At 51.2% G+C, this 18,495-nt stretch carries 17 protein-coding genes; 7 read left to right on the top strand and 10 right to left on the bottom strand.

The genetic code is table 11. The features are described from left to right. Positions 1–63 precede the first annotated feature (63 nt). The 5 genes from DQW12_RS09650 to DQW12_RS09630 all read right to left on the bottom strand — a co-directional run bounded on the left by DQW12_RS09650 (position 64) and on the right by DQW12_RS09630 (position 7,581). On the bottom strand, positions 64–927 hold the full coding sequence (locus DQW12_RS09650) for a DUF7281 domain-containing protein (RefSeq protein WP_113907652.1): 864 nt from the start codon (positions 925–927) through the stop codon (positions 64–66). Next, on the bottom strand, positions 924–2,204 hold the full coding sequence (locus DQW12_RS09645; protein ID WP_113907651.1) for a hypothetical protein: 1,281 nt from the start codon (positions 2,202–2,204) through the stop codon (positions 924–926). The genes DQW12_RS09650 and DQW12_RS09645 overlap by 4 nt, the downstream gene beginning before the upstream one ends. Beyond that, positions 2,204–2,824 carry a hypothetical protein gene (locus DQW12_RS09640; RefSeq protein ID WP_113907650.1) on the bottom strand — a complete coding sequence of 207 codons (621 nt, stop codon included), beginning with the start codon at positions 2,822–2,824 and terminating at the stop codon, positions 2,204–2,206. The genes DQW12_RS09645 and DQW12_RS09640 overlap by 1 nt, the downstream gene beginning before the upstream one ends. Continuing rightward, positions 2,821–6,501: an ATP-binding protein gene (locus tag DQW12_RS09635; protein ID WP_113907649.1), complete on the bottom strand. Its 3,681-nt coding sequence runs from the start codon at positions 6,499–6,501 to the stop codon at positions 2,821–2,823. Before DQW12_RS09635 ends, DQW12_RS09640 begins: the two co-directional genes overlap by 4 nt. Positions 6,502–6,633: 132 nt before the next feature. Then, the gene (locus DQW12_RS09630) at positions 6,634–7,581 is read right to left on the bottom strand and encodes a phospholipase A (protein WP_157957893.1); all 948 of its coding nucleotides are present in this window, start codon (positions 7,579–7,581) and stop codon (positions 6,634–6,636) included. Positions 7,582–7,714: 133 nt separating this feature from the next. Between DQW12_RS09630 and DQW12_RS09625 the strand changes: the two genes are divergently transcribed. Together DQW12_RS09625 and DQW12_RS09620 are read left to right on the top strand one after the other, a co-directional pair. Next, positions 7,715–8,704 (top strand): LLM class flavin-dependent oxidoreductase, encoded by a 990-nt coding sequence (locus DQW12_RS09625; protein ID WP_113907720.1) that lies wholly within the window; start codon positions 7,715–7,717, stop codon positions 8,702–8,704. A gap of 9 nt (positions 8,705–8,713) precedes the next feature. Continuing rightward, complete coding sequence (locus DQW12_RS09620) at positions 8,714–9,505, top strand: thioesterase family protein (RefSeq protein ID WP_113907647.1); 792 nt, start codon at positions 8,714–8,716, stop codon at positions 9,503–9,505. Between the two features lie 23 nt (positions 9,506–9,528). Here the strand turns inward: DQW12_RS09620 and DQW12_RS09615 are convergent, their stop codons facing one another. Further along, complete coding sequence (locus tag DQW12_RS09615) at positions 9,529–10,191, bottom strand: tellurite resistance TerB family protein (RefSeq protein ID WP_113907646.1); 663 nt, start codon at positions 10,189–10,191, stop codon at positions 9,529–9,531. 195 nt (positions 10,192–10,386) lie between these two features. Between DQW12_RS09615 and pyp the strand changes: the two genes are divergently transcribed. Genes pyp through DQW12_RS09595 form a run of 4 tightly spaced genes read left to right on the top strand, consistent with a single transcriptional unit; the run spans position 10,387 to position 14,833 of the window. Beyond that, positions 10,387–10,764 carry a photoactive yellow protein gene (gene pyp / locus DQW12_RS09610; RefSeq protein WP_113907645.1) on the top strand — a complete coding sequence of 126 codons (378 nt, stop codon included), beginning with the start codon at positions 10,387–10,389 and terminating at the stop codon, positions 10,762–10,764. Beyond that, positions 10,764–12,008 (top strand): AMP-binding protein, encoded by a 1,245-nt coding sequence (locus tag DQW12_RS09605; protein ID WP_113907644.1) that lies wholly within the window; start codon positions 10,764–10,766, stop codon positions 12,006–12,008. Before pyp ends, DQW12_RS09605 begins: the two co-directional genes overlap by 1 nt. 2 nt (positions 12,009–12,010) lie before the next feature. Next, positions 12,011–13,540, top strand: a complete 1,530-nt coding sequence (locus DQW12_RS09600; RefSeq protein WP_113907643.1) for an HAL/PAL/TAL family ammonia-lyase — start codon at positions 12,011–12,013, stop codon at positions 13,538–13,540. A 9-nt stretch (positions 13,541–13,549) separates the two neighbouring features. Then, positions 13,550–14,833, top strand: a complete 1,284-nt coding sequence (locus DQW12_RS09595; protein WP_113907642.1) for a DUF4236 domain-containing protein — start codon at positions 13,550–13,552, stop codon at positions 14,831–14,833. A gap of 12 nt (positions 14,834–14,845) precedes the next feature. Here DQW12_RS09595 and DQW12_RS09590 read toward each other — a convergent pair whose 3' ends face one another. Then, on the bottom strand, positions 14,846–15,649 hold the full coding sequence (locus DQW12_RS09590) for a DODA-type extradiol aromatic ring-opening family dioxygenase (protein WP_113907641.1): 804 nt from the start codon (positions 15,647–15,649) through the stop codon (positions 14,846–14,848). A gap of 43 nt (positions 15,650–15,692) precedes the next feature. Continuing rightward, positions 15,693–16,136, bottom strand: coding sequence for a DoxX family protein (locus DQW12_RS09585; RefSeq protein ID WP_113907640.1), 444 nt, complete (start codon positions 16,134–16,136; stop codon positions 15,693–15,695). A gap of 145 nt (positions 16,137–16,281) precedes the next feature. On the opposite strand from DQW12_RS09585, the gene DQW12_RS09580 reads away from it, so the two are divergent. Then, positions 16,282–17,178 carry a LysR family transcriptional regulator gene (locus DQW12_RS09580; protein ID WP_113907639.1) on the top strand — a complete coding sequence of 299 codons (897 nt, stop codon included), beginning with the start codon at positions 16,282–16,284 and terminating at the stop codon, positions 17,176–17,178. Here DQW12_RS09580 and DQW12_RS09575 read toward each other — a convergent pair. Together DQW12_RS09575 and DQW12_RS13460 are read right to left on the bottom strand one after the other, a co-directional pair. Next, positions 17,132–18,160 carry a M23 family metallopeptidase gene (locus tag DQW12_RS09575; protein ID WP_113907638.1) on the bottom strand — a complete coding sequence of 343 codons (1,029 nt, stop codon included), beginning with the start codon at positions 18,158–18,160 and terminating at the stop codon, positions 17,132–17,134. The two genes, DQW12_RS09580 and DQW12_RS09575, sit on opposite strands and share 47 nt — an antisense overlap. An 11-nt stretch (positions 18,161–18,171) precedes the next feature. Continuing rightward, entirely contained in the window at positions 18,172–18,324 is a 153-nt protein-coding gene (locus DQW12_RS13460; RefSeq protein WP_157957892.1) for a hypothetical protein, read from the bottom strand. Positions 18,325–18,495 lie beyond the last annotated feature (171 nt).

Here is an 18,495-nt window from a genome sequence, read left to right as displayed (position 1 = left end):
GTGGCGCAATTGTAGTTACTTTGGGGTAGGGCTGCGTTGATCTATCGCAAACTTTAGCACGGGCTATTGATTCGAAATTACCGGTATCCACATGAGCGGGTCGGGCAAAATATCCCTGCTCAGCCGCTGCTGTAGCATGGCTTTTTGTTCACGCACCATCATATCGAGATAAGCTTGAGCGGCGGCACTTAATTGTAATTGCAGCCTACGTTCGTGCTGCTCGGGTGTGTAAGCCGCTGCCACAAGGTTTGCCGAAAACCATGCTAAAGGCGGCACCGCTATGTACTGAAAACCGCCATGCTGAGCAATACGAAAGCCTTCAATGTCGAGGTCGCCAAAATATTTACTGGGTTTAGCTGTGGCCTGCCAGCGCTCCCGCAACTTACTTGCGCCTTCGCTGTACACACTGTCGCCGCGATAGATAACCAAGGCATTTGCGGCAAGGGGTAGCGAGAATTCGTGCAGCGCATAAAAACAGTCGAGGTTCTCTACCACCACCAGTTCGCTGTAGTCGTTTAGGTCCAGATCACGCCAGTCGGTGTCGATAAAGGTATAAGTATGCTGGGCTTGGCCTACTTGAACGGCACGGAGCACGCGATGTGCGCGAGGCCCTTCGCGAACACTTTTCTGCTCGCTTGCGCCTTGCCGTGCTTGCTGCATTGAAGTGCGAGCAAGCTCCTGTTCTAAACGCGGCTCACCCAAATGCTCAAGGTGTTCATTGACGCTCTGAAACAAGGCGCTGGTGAAGGTAAATTGGCGCCCATACAGCGCCGTTTCGTTGAGCAAATCTTCAGTAATGCACCACTGTAGCAAGCGCCGGTGAGTTGGCAGCAACGTGACCACTAAAGAACCGCCGGCCAGTAAGCATTTACTTTCGAGCCGCTTTGCTAAGTTACGAACACTCGGCGTGAGGGCTTGACCTTTCATGCCGACCTCTGCCGTGCCGGCTCGGCCACATAAGCTAAGGTAATGTCGTGAATAATCATGAGTTCGTTGAAAACATGGGCTTTTGCTTCTTCGCGTTGGAAGCGAAACAACTGTTGCTGAGCGCGCGGCAAGCTGTTGTATTCACCAATTACTTGGAATAACCACGCTTCGGGCGGCCATTCCAGCTGCTGCTCCACTAAATAGTCGAGTGCCGAACAGGGGGTTGGGCTGTCGAGAGCCGCAAGAAAAAAGTGCTCAGTGTCTTGCTTGAGTTGTTGCTGGCGCGCCTCTACCTCTTGGTCTTTCTGTTGTACGCTCACCTGCTCGCTATTCGACGTAGCTTGCTGTACCGAGGCTTTCAGCTGCAGCTCCTTGTAAAGTTGCTGCACTAAGCTCACCACCAGCGGCTGTTGCGCGCGCTGATCAAGGCTTACTGCTGCCGCAATTGGCATTGCTGGCGCTTGGTTCACTAACCTGGGCACTTGGCTACGATAGGAATAATCGCCCACCATAAAGTTCGGGTGCTGGCGTAAAAAGCTCGCCATATTCATCACCAGCAAACTACGCGCCTGTTGTTCACGAAAGCGCCCCATTAGCTCTACCAGCCGCTTTTGCACTTCCAGCAAACTGCCATGGTGACCATTCAATTGCACCTGTAATTTGGTAACCAGCAATTTGCGTAAACCGGCATGGCCCTCGGCAAACTCAATCAGCTCGTTAAAGTCGACCAGTGCAAGCCCGGCAATAAGCCGCTGAATTTGCCCTTGGGCGCGGCTGTTTTCGCGAATTTTATCGGCCAAACTGCTGACAAAACCAAAGTTACTGTTCAAGCGGTGCCACAAACTGTGAATTGCTTCCTCAAATTGCCCGGTTAAGTCGTGCACGGTTTCGTGAATAAGCTGAAGTTGCAGCTCAGCTTTTACATAATCACCGCCGCGCTGCGCCTCGCGGAAACTCTCTACCCGCGCTTTAATTTGCGTGAGCTTGTCGGCAACGTCGGCATTAATTTGGCGGCGGTTTTCGTCGGTCACCATGGCCGCAATCAGCTGGGTAACGGGCTGTCGAAGTTTATAGCCTAAGCTGTCGTCGGGCTGATACAGCACCCGCGCCGCGATAAGTTTGCGCGCTGCCTGCTCAGACAACGCCTCTTGCTCCACTTCACCTTGCAAATACCCCTGCATAAGCGCCTTTGCGTGCTTACCCACAAGCGCTAAACGCTCAACGCCCACCTCATAAAGAGAGCCCACATGGTGCTTGTCGCTAAAGTCATTGGCCATTAAAACAAGTCCTCTTGCACCTGCTCTTCGCTTAACGGAATGTTCTCTTCGTCTTTAATAAAACGCACAAGCTCAATGAGGTAATCAATTTTTCCAGTGACCTGAAAATACAACCGCTCTTTGTGGGGTTGCAGCAAGTAGCCATGCTCTACCAAGCGCTTGGCAATTTGCCGCGCTTGGGCGTCTACGGAGTCGGCCTGTGAATTAAAAAACTTGTCGGTGGCCAACGCCTGTAAGCGCTGGCGCAAACTTGGGTTGTCTTCGGTTTTAAGAATCAACTCTTGCAATTTTAGCGTGTCGCCCGCCGACAATGCGCCATCACTGCCTTGCACCTCTTGCACATAGGTAAGCCATTCGAGCAACGGCAACAACGAACTCATCACCACACTTAGTTGCTGCTTCAAAAGGTCTCTTTCGTTGTTGTCTATGTCGCGGTAAGCCAGGAAGTACACGCTCTCGTCGTCGCTGCTGGCTACCCGCCGATTCAGCGGTTGCAGATAATCGTCAATAGCCTCGCGAATAGCAATGTCTTGCAACTTTTTGTAGTGCTCAGGTGCACTTACAGGGCAAATAAATTGCCCTGCCAATAGCGTTTCGAGGAGTGGACGAAACTGGATCATGCGGGTGTCTCCTCTTGTACTTTTTCAGCTAACTTTTCCGCGAGTGCCGACACCCTCGGTTTAATACGCTTTAATTGCCCTTTGCCCGGGTGGGCTTGGCTCGGCTCAATTAAATAACGATTCTTAAACAACAGCAACACGTCGGACTCGGGGTTTGGAAACGCACCAACAATATGAATTTGATTGCTGTTACAGGCCTCGAAAAGCTTTTCTACGTTGTGGTACGCCAGGGTGCCAATTTCGTCGATAGGCCAGTGAATCACTACATTCGCATTTTCCGGCCGCAATAAACGGGTAAATGCCAGCAAGAACTTACACAAAATAAGGTACGCCATACCGTGGCTCGACGACTCAGCCAATTGCCGGTCGTTCTTAATCACCAGCGCAGCGCCCTGTTCCACAATATTGAGTTGCAACTTTAACAACGACTCGATGCTGTATTCTTGGTCTGCTTTCAGCAATTCGCCCACGTCGCGCAAATAGTCCAAATACTCAGGCGGCGGTAACAGCTGGCCAGAGGCGGTCCACTGCCGGTAGTGTTCAATAGTTTGTTTCAACGGCTGCCAAAAGCCCAGCTCGTCTATGGTGGAGCTTATTTTTACTTCCGAATGGTCGATGCCGTCGAGCGTTAACTCGTCGGTAACCGCGGCGGTTAAGCGTCGGCTGTACTCGCCCACGCGCTTGTGAATGTCGTTAAATACCGAGAAGAAATTGTCGAGCGCGTTGCCTATGGTATGGCCTTGATAAACCACTTGTTGCTGCTGACCTTCTAAAATTAAGATCATTTCGTGAATGGCGGCTACCCGCGCTTGCAAATCTTCTTTGTCGGTTACATTGGCGAAGCCTTGGTCAATAAATTCGGCGAATTTCGGGTTCGCGCCACTGCGCAGCTCCCGCTCCAAATCACCAAGCTCTACCTCAATGCTTTTCTCAAGTTTAGCCTGCTCATCAAACAGTTGATGGCAGCGTGCAATTCGCTCAATGACATCGCCCGCTGTACCGGCATTTAACCGCTCATCGCTTGGTGCAACGGAAGGCGCCGACAAGCCATTTAAGCGGCGTAACAATTCGATCGTGTCTTTGAGCTGATTATCGGCCCTTTGAATTTGCTCTTTATATTGGTTTTGCTGGGCCCGATCGGCCTTCTGCGCGGCTTTATAATCGCGCTCTAACTGCTCTAATTCGGCGCTGGTTTCACGCACTTGCTGTTTGTCGTGTTGCTCTTGCTGGAGCCATTGTGGCCGCTCTTGCTGCCAAACTACGCGCATAAACTGCTGGTATTCGCTCAAACGGTCGCGCTGGCTGTCTATTGCACGAATTTCGTTGTCGAGCGCTTCCATTTCTGCTTTGAGCGCCTGCAAACGCTTTTGATCCACGCCCTTGGCCGCTAACTCGTCGTTAAATTGTTGCTCTAACTCTTTATAGCGCGCCTTATTTTGTTCGCGGCGGCGCTGCACTTCGTTGTTCAAAGCCTCAATCGCGTCTTCAAGTTGGTGCAGTTGATCTTGAAAGTCGGCTTTTAACTCCATTTCTTGCTCACGCACGTCGTTCCTTAACGCCTGAAGCGCCGTTTCGCGCTCCTTTTTAAACCGCTCAAGTTCCGTTTCACGCTCGGCAATACCCGCTCTTAATGCGGTTTTACGTTCACGCAATTGCTTTTGTTGTTCTTCCGCTAAGCGCAACTTCGCGTCGCGGGCAAAGTCGACGTCGTTTTGCCGCTGCCGATAGCGTTGGTCTGCCTCTTGCCATTCAAGCTCGGCGTGTTTAACCTGCGCAACCGCTTTGGCTAATGCCTTTTCAGCCAGTTCGCGGGCGCTGGTTTTGTCGTGCCACTGGGCCTTCACAGTGGTTAAACGTGCTTGCAATTCTGCTTCAGACTGCGCGTGTTCCGGCAAAGTAATCGCCGTGAGATCAAGCTGCAACCCGAATAGCGAATCGCTGCTGCCAGTGTATTGGGGCAGCAGATCAGTGCGCTGTAACAAGTCTTCGGCCAATACCTTACCAAGGTTCGTTTCCCAGCCGTCGATATGGTCGCGTAAAAACTGTCGCAAACTTCCCGGCACAGGGCTTAATTGTAACTGTACCCGCTGCACCTCTTGCTGGGCGGCTACTTCTTGCTGGCGAGCCGCGGTTAGGGCTTCGTCGGCTTGGTCGCGTGTGCGTTTCTGTTGCTCTACTTGCTTTTGCGCCAGCTCACGCGCCCGCGCCTCTTTATTCACCTGTGCTTGTGCGGCGTCGAGGCGTAAGTCGGCAAGCTTCGCCGCTTCTTGCTCCTCTTCGGTTACTCCGGAAAGGCTGAGCTGGGTTTGCTGACGGGTCAGTTGCTGTTGCACCGCGTCTATACGCTCGCCGTAACGGTCACTCAGTTGCTGTACTTTGTGCTGTAATTGCTGCCGTAGTTCTTCAATGGCGTCGCTTTGTTGAGCCAACAGCTCACGATGCTGGCGTTCTTTTTCTTTGGTTTTCTTCTGCGTTTTCTCTATCAGTTGGTTAAGGTTTTGCTCAAGGCTGAGTTGGTGCGCTTTCAGCTGCCGTTCGGCCTCGCCGTGCTCTTCCATAAATAGCTGATATTGCTGAGTGAGCTCGAGTAATTCGGTGCGCATGTCGGGTAACGCTTCAAGCTTGCGCGCCAGCCCGTCCATGTCTTCATCGGCAAAGGTGTCGTACCGTTTTTGCGCGTCTTCTATTTGCTTTTGCACCGACTTCAGCTCAACTTCTGCGTTCTGCAGCTGATCTTTTAAACTGCGGCGCTGGCTGTCGTAGTCGTTTTCCCGTTGCTGAATAACTTTGGTTAATTGCTGCAACGCCGCGTCGTCGTCTGCTTTTTGTGTCATCAGCGCTTGGTGGTCGGCTTCAACCAAGGGCTTTAATTGCCAAAGGGCGGTTAAATTATGTTGGCGTTCATTCGCTTGCTGCTCCACCTTGGCGAATTGGGTTTGCAGCTTGTCGAGCTTCAGGTATTGCTGCATGTCTTGCAGCCACGCGTTAATTTTACTGCGCGTAATGGAGTTGTCGGGGCGGTCGTGGCCGTCTTCTTCTAAGATGGCCGCCAACATGCTTTTCAGCGTGTCCATTTTGCCTTCTTTTGCATGCACCGCCGATACCAGTTTTTCAATATGGCGCAAACGCATGCCGTCACCGGCCAAGGCATACCGCGACACCAGCTGCTTTGCTTTCAATACTTCTCGGCGTTGGCTCCGGTCCATTTTGAGATCGTTTAAAATAATGCCGCGGTACTCGCTGGTAGACGAAATTTTATGGCTGCTGGCCAGCCCCGCCGTTTTTAAGCGCGTAGCCCACTCTGCATACTCAACCGCAATTGCTTTACCATTTTTTTCATGAAGGTACAGCTCTGGTGCATAGGCCCCGTCGACAAAGCGATAGTCCACACCGTCGGCGCGCTTGGTTAACACCACATGGGCATTTTCACCGCTAGGGCGCTGGTATTCGTAAATAACGTAGCTGTTTTTGTGCGGCAGGTAATATTTGTCGAAGTTTTGCCGAGTACGCGGCACTACCCGGTTCGGTAGCTCACCATAGAACACTGGGATCATGCGCTGCAACGTGGTTTTACCCGAAGCGTTACTCCCGCAAATATTTGTATGGCCATTTAAATCAAGTTCTACCACGCCCGGTAAATGACCATTAATCATTATTATCTTTAACAGCTGCGCCATTTAATTTACCCCCCAAATAAACCCCGAAAGACTACCACAAACCATGGGGTCAGAGAACACTTTCCCAACCCCACAGCCGAATACATGCGGGCTGCAGAAGTTTACTCTGACCCCGTGGTTACTGACCCGTGGTTAGATATTCAAAAGCACAATACCGATGCCGATGCGGTTTTGATAATGGTTGTAGTCGGTGAGAGTTTCGCCGTAGCCGGAGAATATTTGTAAGTGAAAACGGGCGCCGTCGGGTACGCTTTTGCGAATAGGATAGGTAAAGTCTAACTGCCATGAGCCTTTATTGAGCGACAAATTCCGCGAAACACGCGTTACCGTGAGCGACGACAGGTCAAAAATGCCGGTAACCCGGGTGTCGAAATTGCCGGCGTAGCGCTCTAAATCGGGGTTATCATCGTCGCTTTCATTAATACGCAACTTGTAAGCACTTTCTACTAGAAAACCGCCAACCTCAAACGCACCGCCTATGTTCCAGTAGTTCCAACTGCGCGACAGCGGTTGGCTTTGACCGTTCGAGTGGTGGGCAAAACCGACCTTTAGCATTTGCAGCCGCACGGGCCCGGGAATAAGGTCAAAGCGCTCAGCGAGGGGAACGACGTAAAATATTTCAGGGTTGTGATCCGTGCTACGAAACGGCGACGAGTCGGCACTGTTCCACGCTTGCCAGAGTGATTTTTGCGTGTAAGCCACCCACACATCGGCATTTGGCAATAGAAAGTCTTCTAACACTTTGGTGCGCAGCGATAGTTGAATTTTTACTTCTTCACGCTTGAAACCGTCTTGCAGCTCCGAAGGCCCGCGCGACGGGCTGGTGGGCTGAATATTGATATTGTCGGTGTAGTGCACAGGCAGCAAGTAATTCGACTGGTAGGTGCGCATTTGGTAAATGCCCCGTTTGTGTTCAGGCTCCAGCTCCCAAAAGCGACTGACCAATTCGCCGGTAGAGGGTAACACCTGCTCGCCGTTTTCATTTTCGTCGAGCGGCAACTCGCTGGCCACACTCGGTAATACAAGCACGCTCCCGACTACACAGGCTAAAACCCTCAAATAGTTCGCTACATTTTTCATCTGCACCCTTTTGCTTTGCGAAAAACCACCTCCGGCCATTACTATACCCCTATACTCTCGGCCTGCACCCTTACCGTGTTAATATTTACACTGATTTGAACCACTACCCTAAGCAATGTTTTTTGAGGTGTCTATGGCTAATGCTTTTCCTGTTCTCTCCATACTCGACTTGGCCCCCATTACCGAGGAGAGCAACGCGCGAGAGTCGTTGTTGCAGTCTGCCGATTTGGCCAAGCATGCAGAACAGTGGGGTTACCACCGTTTTTGGATGGCCGAACACCACAACATGACCGGCATTGCGAGTGCAGCAACAGCTGTGGCACTGGCTTACATTGGTAGCCAAACGTCAACAATACGCATAGGTGCCGGCGGTATTATGCTGCCGAATCATGCCCCGTTGATTGCCGCTGAACAATTCGGCACCTTAGCCGCACTGTATCCGGACCGTGTTGACCTCGGTTTGGGCCGCGCGCCCGGCACCGACGGGGCAACCTTACGCGCCCTGCGCCGCGACTACACCACCGCCGACAATTTCCCGCACGACGTACAAGAACTGCTCATGTACCTTGACGATCCCAAACCTGGCCAAGCCATTAAAGCTGTACCTGGCATGAGCTCTAAAGTACCAGTATGGATTTTGGGCTCCAGCATGTTTGGCGCGCAATTGGCCGCGCAGCTCGGCTTACCCTACGCCTTTGCGTCGCACTTCGCCCCCGACTACTTGCATGTGGCGCTAGAAGCCTACTACCAAAACTTTAAGCCGTCGCGCTATCTCGACAAACCGTACGCCATGGCGGCCGTGAATGTATTTGCAGCCGACACCGAGCAGGCGGCAAAGCGTATGAAAAGCTCAATGCAGTTGCAGTTTATGGCGCTGCGCCAAGGTAACCCAGGTAAATTACCGGCTCCGGTCGACAATATTGAAAACACAGTAGACCCTAGTGCCTTGGCAGCAGCCAATCACGCGCTAAAATACACCGCTTGCGGAACGCCCGAACAGGTGCATGAGTATTTAGCAAAGTTTGCCCAAGCCTCGGGGGTGCAAGAAATTATGCTGACCTGCCATGCCTATGATCACCAAGCGCGTTTGCGCAGTTTTGAAATAGCCAAAGACTTTAGCTAAGGAATGAGCATGAAATTTCATGAATTATTACAGGCCATTACGCCTGACACCGAACAAGTGTTAAGCATGCCAAGCGGTTGGGCTCAAGGGCGTGCGCTGTTTGGTGGTTTAAGCGCGGGTATTGCCTACCAACATGGGGTGAATGGTGTAAACCCTGATCAACATTTACGCGCTATGACGGTTTCTTTTGTGGGCCCCATTGCCGTGGGCGAAGCGAAGCTAACACGCCGTATTTTGCGCGAAGGCAAGAATGTTACGCAGGTAAGTGTGGAAATTGCACAAAACGGTGAAGTTGGCTTGAGCGCGTTGCTTACTTTCGGCCGGTCACGACCGTCTACGGTGAAAGTAACCGAAACCCCGTGTTCTAGCGTACCTTCGCGAGAGCATGGTATTGATATGGGTAAGTTAAAACAGGTGCCCGAATTTGCGCGCCATTACGAATACCGTGTTAGCGTTGGCGCCATGCCTTTTAGCAACAACCCGGTGCGCGAATTTGGTGGTTGGATGCGTTACGAGCAAGAAGATCAGCCTATTTCCATTGGCTTGTTTTTAGGTCTTGTCGACGCTTGGCCACCGGCTGTGCTGCCCCATTTAAGCGAACCTGCACCCGCAAGCTCGCTCACATGGACCATTGAATTCCCCGAACCGCTTTCGGCGCAGTTGACTACCCGTAGCTGGTGGCAATACATTGCTTATATCGACCACGCCACCGACGGTTACGGCCACACCCAAGCCCATATTTGGGACGAAAGCGGTAACTTAGTGGCCATTAGCCGCCAAACCATTACTGTATTTGGGTAATTACTGTGTTTGGCTAATAACAGTTAGCCTGCTTGCGCCAAAGCGGTTTGCGCTTGTTGGTCGAGCTCGGCTTGTAAGCCGGGCTCCAAGTTCAATTGCCGCGCCAGCTCCTGCAAATAGGAACGTTCCATAAAGTTTTGGCTGTCGACCACAAACACACTCGCCAAATACATTTCCGCAGCTATTTCGGTGCAGGTTGCCGCACGGGCAATATCACTAGGGTCGAGCGGCTTGGCAATTTCCGCCTGTAACCACTGTTGATCAGCCGGATTGGTGCTGAGCTTGGCGAACTCTTCCTGAATAAGCTGTTGTTCACGAGCGTCAATATGGCCGTCGGCTTTAGCAGCACCAATAACCGCACGTAAAATTGGGCTTGCATGGGCTTGCGCTTGAGCGGCCGGTAACCGATCTATCGTTTGTGGCTCATGCTCTACGCGCCCTTGCTTATTTTGCTGATGCGACGAATATGCCTTGTAGGCTAAAACCCCAACGGCGGCTAAACCGCCATATTTAAGCACTTTACCGCCAATTTTACGGCCCTTCTTATTGCCGAGTAGGAGCCCTAAAGCACCGCCGGTCACCGCACCACCGGCAAAACTATTGAGCCCGCCCGACTTTTCTTTTGCCGTATTGGCTAAAGACGAGCCCTGCTGAAGAAGTTGGTCGAGTATGCCTTTTGCGTTCATTGTTTTTCCTCTTAATGGTTCTGTTTACTAGACCTTGGCAAAAACAAAAAAGTTCCAGAGCCCTTTCGAACCGAGGCGCACGCCTTGGAAGGCGCGACTTACGATGTTTGTGATAAAACAATAGTTACAGATTAATGATCTTTCTTTGTAGAAATCAACTAATATGCAAAGTCAACTACATAAAAGGAGATGAGAATGGAAATAGTACAATTTGGTAGTGACGACGTTGAAAATAAACTTTCGTCGATGAGCAAACAACAGTTAGACAACGTAGCCTTTGGTGCGATTCAACTCGACGGAAAAGGGAACATTTTAAAGTACAATGCGGCCGAGGGTGATATTACGGGTCGCGATCCGTCTTCTGTTATTGGTAAAAACTTCTTTACCCAAGTGGCGCCCTGCACCAACAGCCCGCAGTTTAAAGGTAAGTTCGACGAGGGTGTAAAAAACGACAACCTCAACACCATGTTCGAATACACATTCGACTACGAAATGAAGCCAACCAAAGTAAAAGTTCACATGAAAAAAGCCCTCACCGGCGACTCATTTTGGGTGTTCGTGAAGCGCCTCTAATGCAGCATCTGTTGTCAAAGCGCGCAATTACTTCGGTAATTTGCGCGCTGGTTCAAGACGAACTTAGCCAACTCCGTGCGCAAGCACCACGCCACAACTCGCAACCACTGGTTACTGAACACGTGGTTACTGAACATGCCATACTGGCGCTCGATTCGCGCCCCGTTGAGAGTGAGTGGGCGATTGCGATCGACTCTTTTGAGTGGATGGCCTTAGCCACTCGTGTTGTGAATTACTTCAGGCTCAACAGCAGTGGTTTAGAGGACTATTTGCTGCGTAAAAATGCGCTGAGCGACTGGGCTGAAATAGTGCTCAAAAGCCGAGAATTAGCCAGCCACGATTTACGCCTCACTACCTCGGGCTCGACCGGTAAACCCAAAGTAATAGACCACAGCTATAGCGCACTGGTGGCTGAGGTTTCGTTTTTTATTGAATACTTTGAAAAACTAAACATTAAACCCCAGCGAATAGTAAGCGTGGTTCCTGCTCACCATATTTATGGCTTTTTGTTTACCGTATTATTGCCCGACCTGCTCAGCATTCCTGTAATGCGTGGTATAGGTGCTCATGCCAAAGCCCAGCAAGGGCTGCAGACAGGAGATTTACTCGTAGCCTTTCCCAGCTTTTTAACCCAGCTGGCAAAACGAAGTATTCAGTTTGCCCCGAACGTTGCCGTGCTTACCTCGACCGGCCCCTGCCCACCCGCAACACTGGCCGCATTAAAAGCCGAAGGCGCCGAGCAGGTGGTTGAAATTTATGGCAGTACCGATACCGGCGGCATTGGCGTTCGCCATCATGAAACAAGCCCCTACGAACTGTTACCGCGCTGGCAGCGAGCGCGTTCCTCTATAATCGATCGCAACAGCAAGCAAACGGTAGCAATACCAGACTCATTAACGTGGCAGCCCGAGAGCAGCGAGCGCTATTTTTTACCGCAAGGGCGAATAGACCAAGCGGTATCGGTGCATGGCATTAACGTTTTTCCTACCCGAGTCGCGGACATTCTAGGCCAACACCCAAACGTAAAAGAGGCCCGTGTACGCTTATTGCCCGACGGCTCAGGGTTAAAAGCGCTGATCGTTCCCCACACCGAGCCGCAGCAAGCGCAAACATTGATTACAGAACTTCAACAGTACGCACAAGCAAAGTTGAGTGCTGTGGAACAGCCAAAGCATTACCAAGTGGCAAGCCATATTCCTGTTAACAAGCTCGGTAAAGAAACCGACTGGCCCATGGACCCCTAGACGTGACCTCAACCATTACCTTCGGTGCAGCACCGCTTACCCTGCAACAGATTTACCGCATTGCTAAAGGTTCAGTTACCATTGAACTTGCGCAAGCACCAAAGTTTAAAGCTCGTATTGAAGCGGGCCGCGCGGTGATTGACCAAGTGCTCGCCAACGACGGCGTTATTTACGGCGTAACCACTGGGTACGGCGACAGCTGCACCCAGCACATCGCGGCCGAGCATTGGCAGCAACTGCCCGTTAACCTTACTCGTTTTCATGGCTGTGGTTTAGGCGACTTGTTCGACGCCGAGGAAACCCGTGCCATTATTGCCGCGCGCTTGTGCTCGCTCTGCCAAGGCTATTCGGGGGTAAGTTACGCACTACTCGAGGCCCTTGCAGCTCTGCTACAGCACGATATTCTGCCGCAAATTCCCAAAGAAGGCAGCGTGGGTGCCAGTGGCGACTTAACTCCGCTTTCGTATATAGCGGGCGCACTCATTGGTGAACGCCAAGTGCGCTTTAACGGTGAATTGATGCCTGCCGAGCAGGCGTTTAAAGCAGCCGGCCTCCCTGTTTATAGGCTCAAGCCCAAAGAAGCACTGGCATTAATGAACGGTACCGCCGCCATGACTGGGCTCGCCTGTTTAGCGTGGTGCCGAGCGGATTACCTAGCGAAAGTGTCGGCACGAATTACCGCCCTTGCTGTGGTCGGTGCGAACGGCAACCCTTACCATTTCGACGAGCAACTATTCCAAGTTAAACCACATGTTGGGCAACAACAGGTAGCACGTGCCATTGCTAACGACCTCAACCACACCGAAGCGAAACAAAACGCCGCGCGATTGCAAGACCGTTACTCGCTGCGCTGCGCTCCTCATATTATTGGCGCACTAGTCGACGCCTTGCCGTTTTTGCAGCACACCATTGAAAACGAACTGAATAGCGCCAACGACAACCCTATTGTAGACCCAGACAGCCAGCGTATTTTACATGGTGGCCACTTTTACGGCGGCCATATTGCTATGGCTATGGACATGCTAAAAACCCAAGTGGCGAACCTTGCCGACTTGCATGATCGGCAAATGGCGCTGCTGCTCGACCCGAAAACAAATCACGGCTTACCTGCAAATTTAAGTGGCGCGCGAGGCACTGAACATGGCCTGCATCACGGTTTTAAAGCGGTTCAAATTGGTTGCTCGGCTTGGGCTGCCGAAGCCTTAAAGCTCACCATGCCAGCCTCTGTATTTTCACGCTCAACCGAGTGCCACAACCAAGACAAAGTAAGTATGGGCACCATTGCCGCTCGCGACGCATTACGCGTGCTCGAACTTACCGAACAAGTGGCGGTTGCCACCTTATTGGCGGCATGGCAGTCTACTGAGTTAAGAAAACAACAATCAGGGCAGCTGGTAAGCGCTAGCGCTCAACTTGAATCCTTGCGCCAGTATGTGGCTGCCCATTTTCAATTTGTAGAAATGGACCGCGCACTCGACACCGACTTACGCACTTGGCTGCTACATTTACGAGAGGAGCGTATTCCCGTTTAAGGAGCAACCATGGCATTTCGTTTTCATCGCAGAGTCACTTTATTTCCTGGCGTTCGGCTGAATATTGGTAAAACTGGGGTAAGTGTGTCGGCCGGCATTCGTGGCGCGAGCATTACTGCCGGCAAGCGCGGTATTTATGGCAATGTTGGCGCTCCTGGAACCGGTATGTCGTACCGCACGCGGCTTGACCGCACACCCGCACACCAGCGCCGCTTGCAGCGCCAGCAACAGCGCGAACAAGTGCAACAGCAACAACGCACGGAAACACGCGAAGCCAAACTTACCCTCGACGAGCGCGGAAAGCTGCTTTTGAACGACGAACAGGGTGCACCGCTCACGCCTGCTATAGTGCGAAAATTGTGGCAAAACCATAGCGCCCAAATTCACGCGTTTTTGCAAAAAGAGCTGGAGCGAATTAACGACGACCAAGCCTTGTTAACTGAAATTCATCACGACGTACCGGCGCTTTCCACGCCGCCGCCAGAATTTGAACGCCAGTCCTTTACAGAAGCCAAACCCAAACCTCCGCTGTTACCCGACTTGCCTGCCGAACCTGCTATTCAGCCAAAGCGCTGGTGGCACGCTATTTTTAACGGGTTAGAGCGAAAACGGCGCACCGAAAATGAACAACAGCAAGCGGAATGGCGCAGTCAGTACGAAAAGGTTGAGCAACAGCGCGGTGTGCAAACAGCGCATTACGAACAACAACTGCAACAGTGGAGTGAGCGCAAAGCGCAACATGACCAAGAGCAGGCGGAGCATGCTGCTGCGTTTGAACAAGACTTACTTGAAGACCAAAACTTTATGACGGAATTACTGAGTAGTGAGCTTGCCCAGCTCGACTGGCCGCGAGAAACTCATGTCGACTTTGAGGTTGTAAACGGCGTGGTAAATCTCGACGTTGACCTACCAGAGCCGGACCAATTTCCGAGCCGCGAGGCGCGCTTTAGTAAAAATGGCAAACGCCTACTGATAAAAAACAAAAGCGCCACGCAACAACGCAAGGAATACGCAGTGCACGCCCACGGCGTGGTGTTGCGCTTAGTGGGTGTGGTATTGGTAACCTTGCCGGCCGTAAACAAAGTAACCGTTTCCGCATACACCCAACAACTGGATGAGGCCACCGGCCACGACACTGATCAATATCTACTCGCGGTAACGGTAAAACGCAGTGAGTGGGGCATTCTCAATCTCAACAACCCAGAGCGCATTAACCCTATAGCCGCGCTCGAAAGCTTTACGCTTAATCGAAACATGACCAAAACCGGCATTTTCCACCCCATTACGCTCTAGCCTGCGCTTGTTTTAACAGCGCCAATAAAACAAGCCCGCGCTTTTCCCTAAAACCTTTGCGCTGTTGAGCTCGTCAGCGACTTTCGCCGCTGCGCCATAACACAGATGCAAAGGCAACAAATGCTCCTCGCGAGGGTGGCAGAACCGAGCAGACGGCGCCTGCTGCCACCCAACTAACCGAGCTTTGCGCTCATGCTCAGTAAGGTCAGGATTACCTAATGTGTCTTGTAGCCAGTGTTCAAAGGCAAGGTTCTGGGCGCGGATCTCCGCTGTTTCCGACGTGAAAAACATTTTCATGTTATGAAAAGAAAACCCTGAACCGAGCAGCAGTATGTTTTTTCCTTTAAGGGCTTGTAGCGCTTCGCCCATGCGTACATGCATGTCGGCGTCGAGGCTTTTCACTAGGCTCAACTGTACCACCGGAATGTCTGCGTTTGGGTACATAAGCTTTAACGGCACAAACATGCCGTGGTCGAAACCACGCTCCGTGTCTTGTTCAAGCGGCAGACCATGCGCAGCAAAAGCATCGGCGAGAGCTTGGGCTAAAGCCGGAGAACCTGGCGCGGGATACTGAATGTGGTACGACTCTTCTGGAAAACCATAGTAGTCGTAAATAAGGTTCGGGTTCGCACCCGCCGTTACCGTGGGCACATCGGCTTCCCAGTGAGCGCTTACTACCACTATAGCCTCTGGCTTTTCTATTTTACGCGCATAATGCTCGAGCTGCTGCACCAATTCCTTATGCGCCGCATCACCCAATAAAGGCAACGGCCCACCCCCATGCGAAATATAAAGCACCTGCGAAATTCCAGCCATATAGACCTCCAAATAACAATGGGGTCAGACCCCAGTGGTTGTTTTAAATCTTTTTTGCTATCCATGAGTCGATAGAAAAACGCCCGGCGCCTTGTAGTGTTAATGCGGCGGTGGCAGCGAGCAGCGCCAAGCCAAACTCATAACCGCCATTGGAAAGGAATAAACCATTGGCAAAATGCACACTAAAAATCGCGACGACCATGGTAATGGCAGACACGAATGCTGCAGGACGGGTCAACACACCCAAAATCAAAGCTAATCCACCAAAGAACTCGGCAGAGCCAGCCAAAAACGCCATTAACACGCCCGGTGTAAGACCAATACTCGCCATCCACTCTCCGGTGCCTGCTAGCCCGTGCCCACCATACCAACCAAATAACTTTTGTGCGCCATGGGCAAATAGAATAACGCCTACAGGTACCCGTAGTAACAATGCAGCGTAACCCGCCTGCGTTGAAAATAATTTTTGAACTAACGTTGTATTCACAATAATGTCTCCAGTTTAAAGATAAGGTTTTAATGCCCGCGCACCGACAACATGTGCATGTTAATTAAATAATGAGCATTGATTAATACGGCTTATGTTTTATATTTATCAACATAAAATTGATAATAATAATTGGTGAAACGCATTGGATAAACTCCAAACCATGAAAGCTTTTGTGACTGTGGTTACCGAAGGCTCTTTCACTCAGGCGGCAGAGCGGCTCAGTACATCCCCGCAACTGATCAGTAAATATGTGGCCCAACTCGAGCGCCAGTTGAATGTGCGGCTACTTAATCGAACCACGCGTCGCATTCATCTTACCGAAGCGGGTCAACTGTATTTACTCCGCGCTCAGAACCTGTTGAATGAAGTCGACACTATGGAAGCGGAACTGGCCGACATGAGCACCCAGGCACAAGGCACACTCCGAATCAGTGCGCCGGTGTCTTTTGCTATTCAGCACTTGGGCCCAGCAATTCAAGAGTTTCAGCAGCTTCACCCAAAAGTGACCGTAGACTTACAATTGAACGATCGCAAAGTAGATATTGTCGACGAGGGTTTTGATATTGCACTTCGCATTGGCAAGCTTAAGAGCTCTTCATTCGTGGCCAAGCGTATTGCGCCTATTCGGTTGGTCATTTGTGCCGCACCACAATACTTACGAGAAAACGGCGTGCCCCGTCACCCGTCTGATCTCGCGCACCATCGCCGTTTGTATTACAGCTATGCGGATCTCAAGAGCACTCCTGAAAGCTTTATTCCAAACGCACAAACGCAAGAGGGTGCGTTGTACAGCAACAACGGCGACGTGCTGGTCGCGGCCGCAATGGCCGGCGCAGGCATACTCATGCAGCCGACCTTTATTGTGGGGTCATTCTTGAAAACGGGAGCGTTACAGCAAATTTTGCACGACTTTGAGCCCGAGCCTATCGCACTTTATGCCATGTTTGCCCACCGCCAGTTTATGGCGAGCAAGGTACGGGCCTTTCTTGAGTTCATAAACGATTACTACGGCGAGCCGCCTTATTGGGACAACTTCTGATCCCGCTTTCCGTGTTTACTCGGTTGCCGCGCTTAATTTCGTGGATGTTGCCCGCTATGTGAAAACGAATAGGCAAACCGAGTGATGAGTAAATAGAAGGCGTGTCTTGCAAATGAAAGTGCAAATGCGGCTCCGAGGAATGTCCGGTATGCCCACAGCGCCCTATTTCTTGGCCCGCTGTCACTTGATCACCAACCTTTACGGGAATAGAGCCTTTAATTAAGTGGGCGTAAAAGCCATATTCACCGTCTGCATGGCGAATTACCACATGATTACCAGCAAAATGGCGGCATAGAAAGTCGGCAACAGCAAAACCAACCAAAGGCGCGGGGCCAATGCCGTCGACAACATTCACTACTTCACCGTTAGCCGCCGCCAAAATGGGTTCGTTGTAGCAATAATAGTGCGCTAAACGAGCACCAGACGCTTTATGGCGGCAAAAGCTCTGGTCGGCCTTTACGAAGTCGTAGGCATAGCGCTGCGCAAGCACTTGCCAAGAGTGCGACGTAGACTCGGTGAGCCCACCATTAAAGACCAGCCATTCGCCGTGAAAGGGCAGCCGGTAACGCACCTTGGTTTGGTACTGTGCGTTTTCAAGCTCATTGCCTTTTAAACGTTTCGCAGCCTTTTCTTGGCCAAATATTTGTAAAAATTGCTGCCGTAATTGAAACGGATTAAACGCAGACAAAAACGCCGTGGGATAGAACACCAGTAGTACACCCCAATGCCCGAGTACCCGAATAGGCCCAGATACAGGCCAATCGTAGGCGGGGTGCCGCTCTACCGGTTCTGCTGTACTACTGTTGAGCCAAGAAATTCCGCCTACTGCAAGAAAGTACAGAACAAAATAGGTAATAAGTTTGACTACACCCGACGGCTCAAGCCCCCACAGTTGTCGTGCGCACCACAGGCCGAAAAAATACACGGCGAGTGCAAAAATAATGGGCCAGTACCAGGCCTGAAAGCGTTTCGTTTTGTTCATTTTGTTTGAAACTAGCTTATTGCGTTATAAATGGCTGAACCTATGTTGGCGCCCATAGAAAATAAAAAACCTGCCAAAATAAGTATTACAACAACACTTATTAAAACCTGAGCCCCGCTTGGCAAGGCTTTGAATTTTTCTTTCCATGTTTCAAACGAACTCATAACGGTTTTCTCCGGTAACGTATTGAAAGCTCATCATGCCAATTTTCTTCGCCTTCCAGTAGTGCCAAAAGTAACAAAAATTGTTACGTAATATATTTTTCAATGTGAAGGTACAAGTAAGGAGTGAGCTGCCTTGATATAGATCAACCCCGTTAGGGTTAGGCGCCTATT

This window comes from Aliidiomarina celeris (assembly GCF_003316875.1).
GTDB classification, from domain to species: domain Bacteria; phylum Pseudomonadota; class Gammaproteobacteria; order Enterobacterales; family Alteromonadaceae; genus Aliidiomarina; species Aliidiomarina celeris.
The sequence above is the reverse complement of the archived record's forward strand: the minus strand, read 5'-3'. Positions and strand labels throughout refer to the sequence as shown.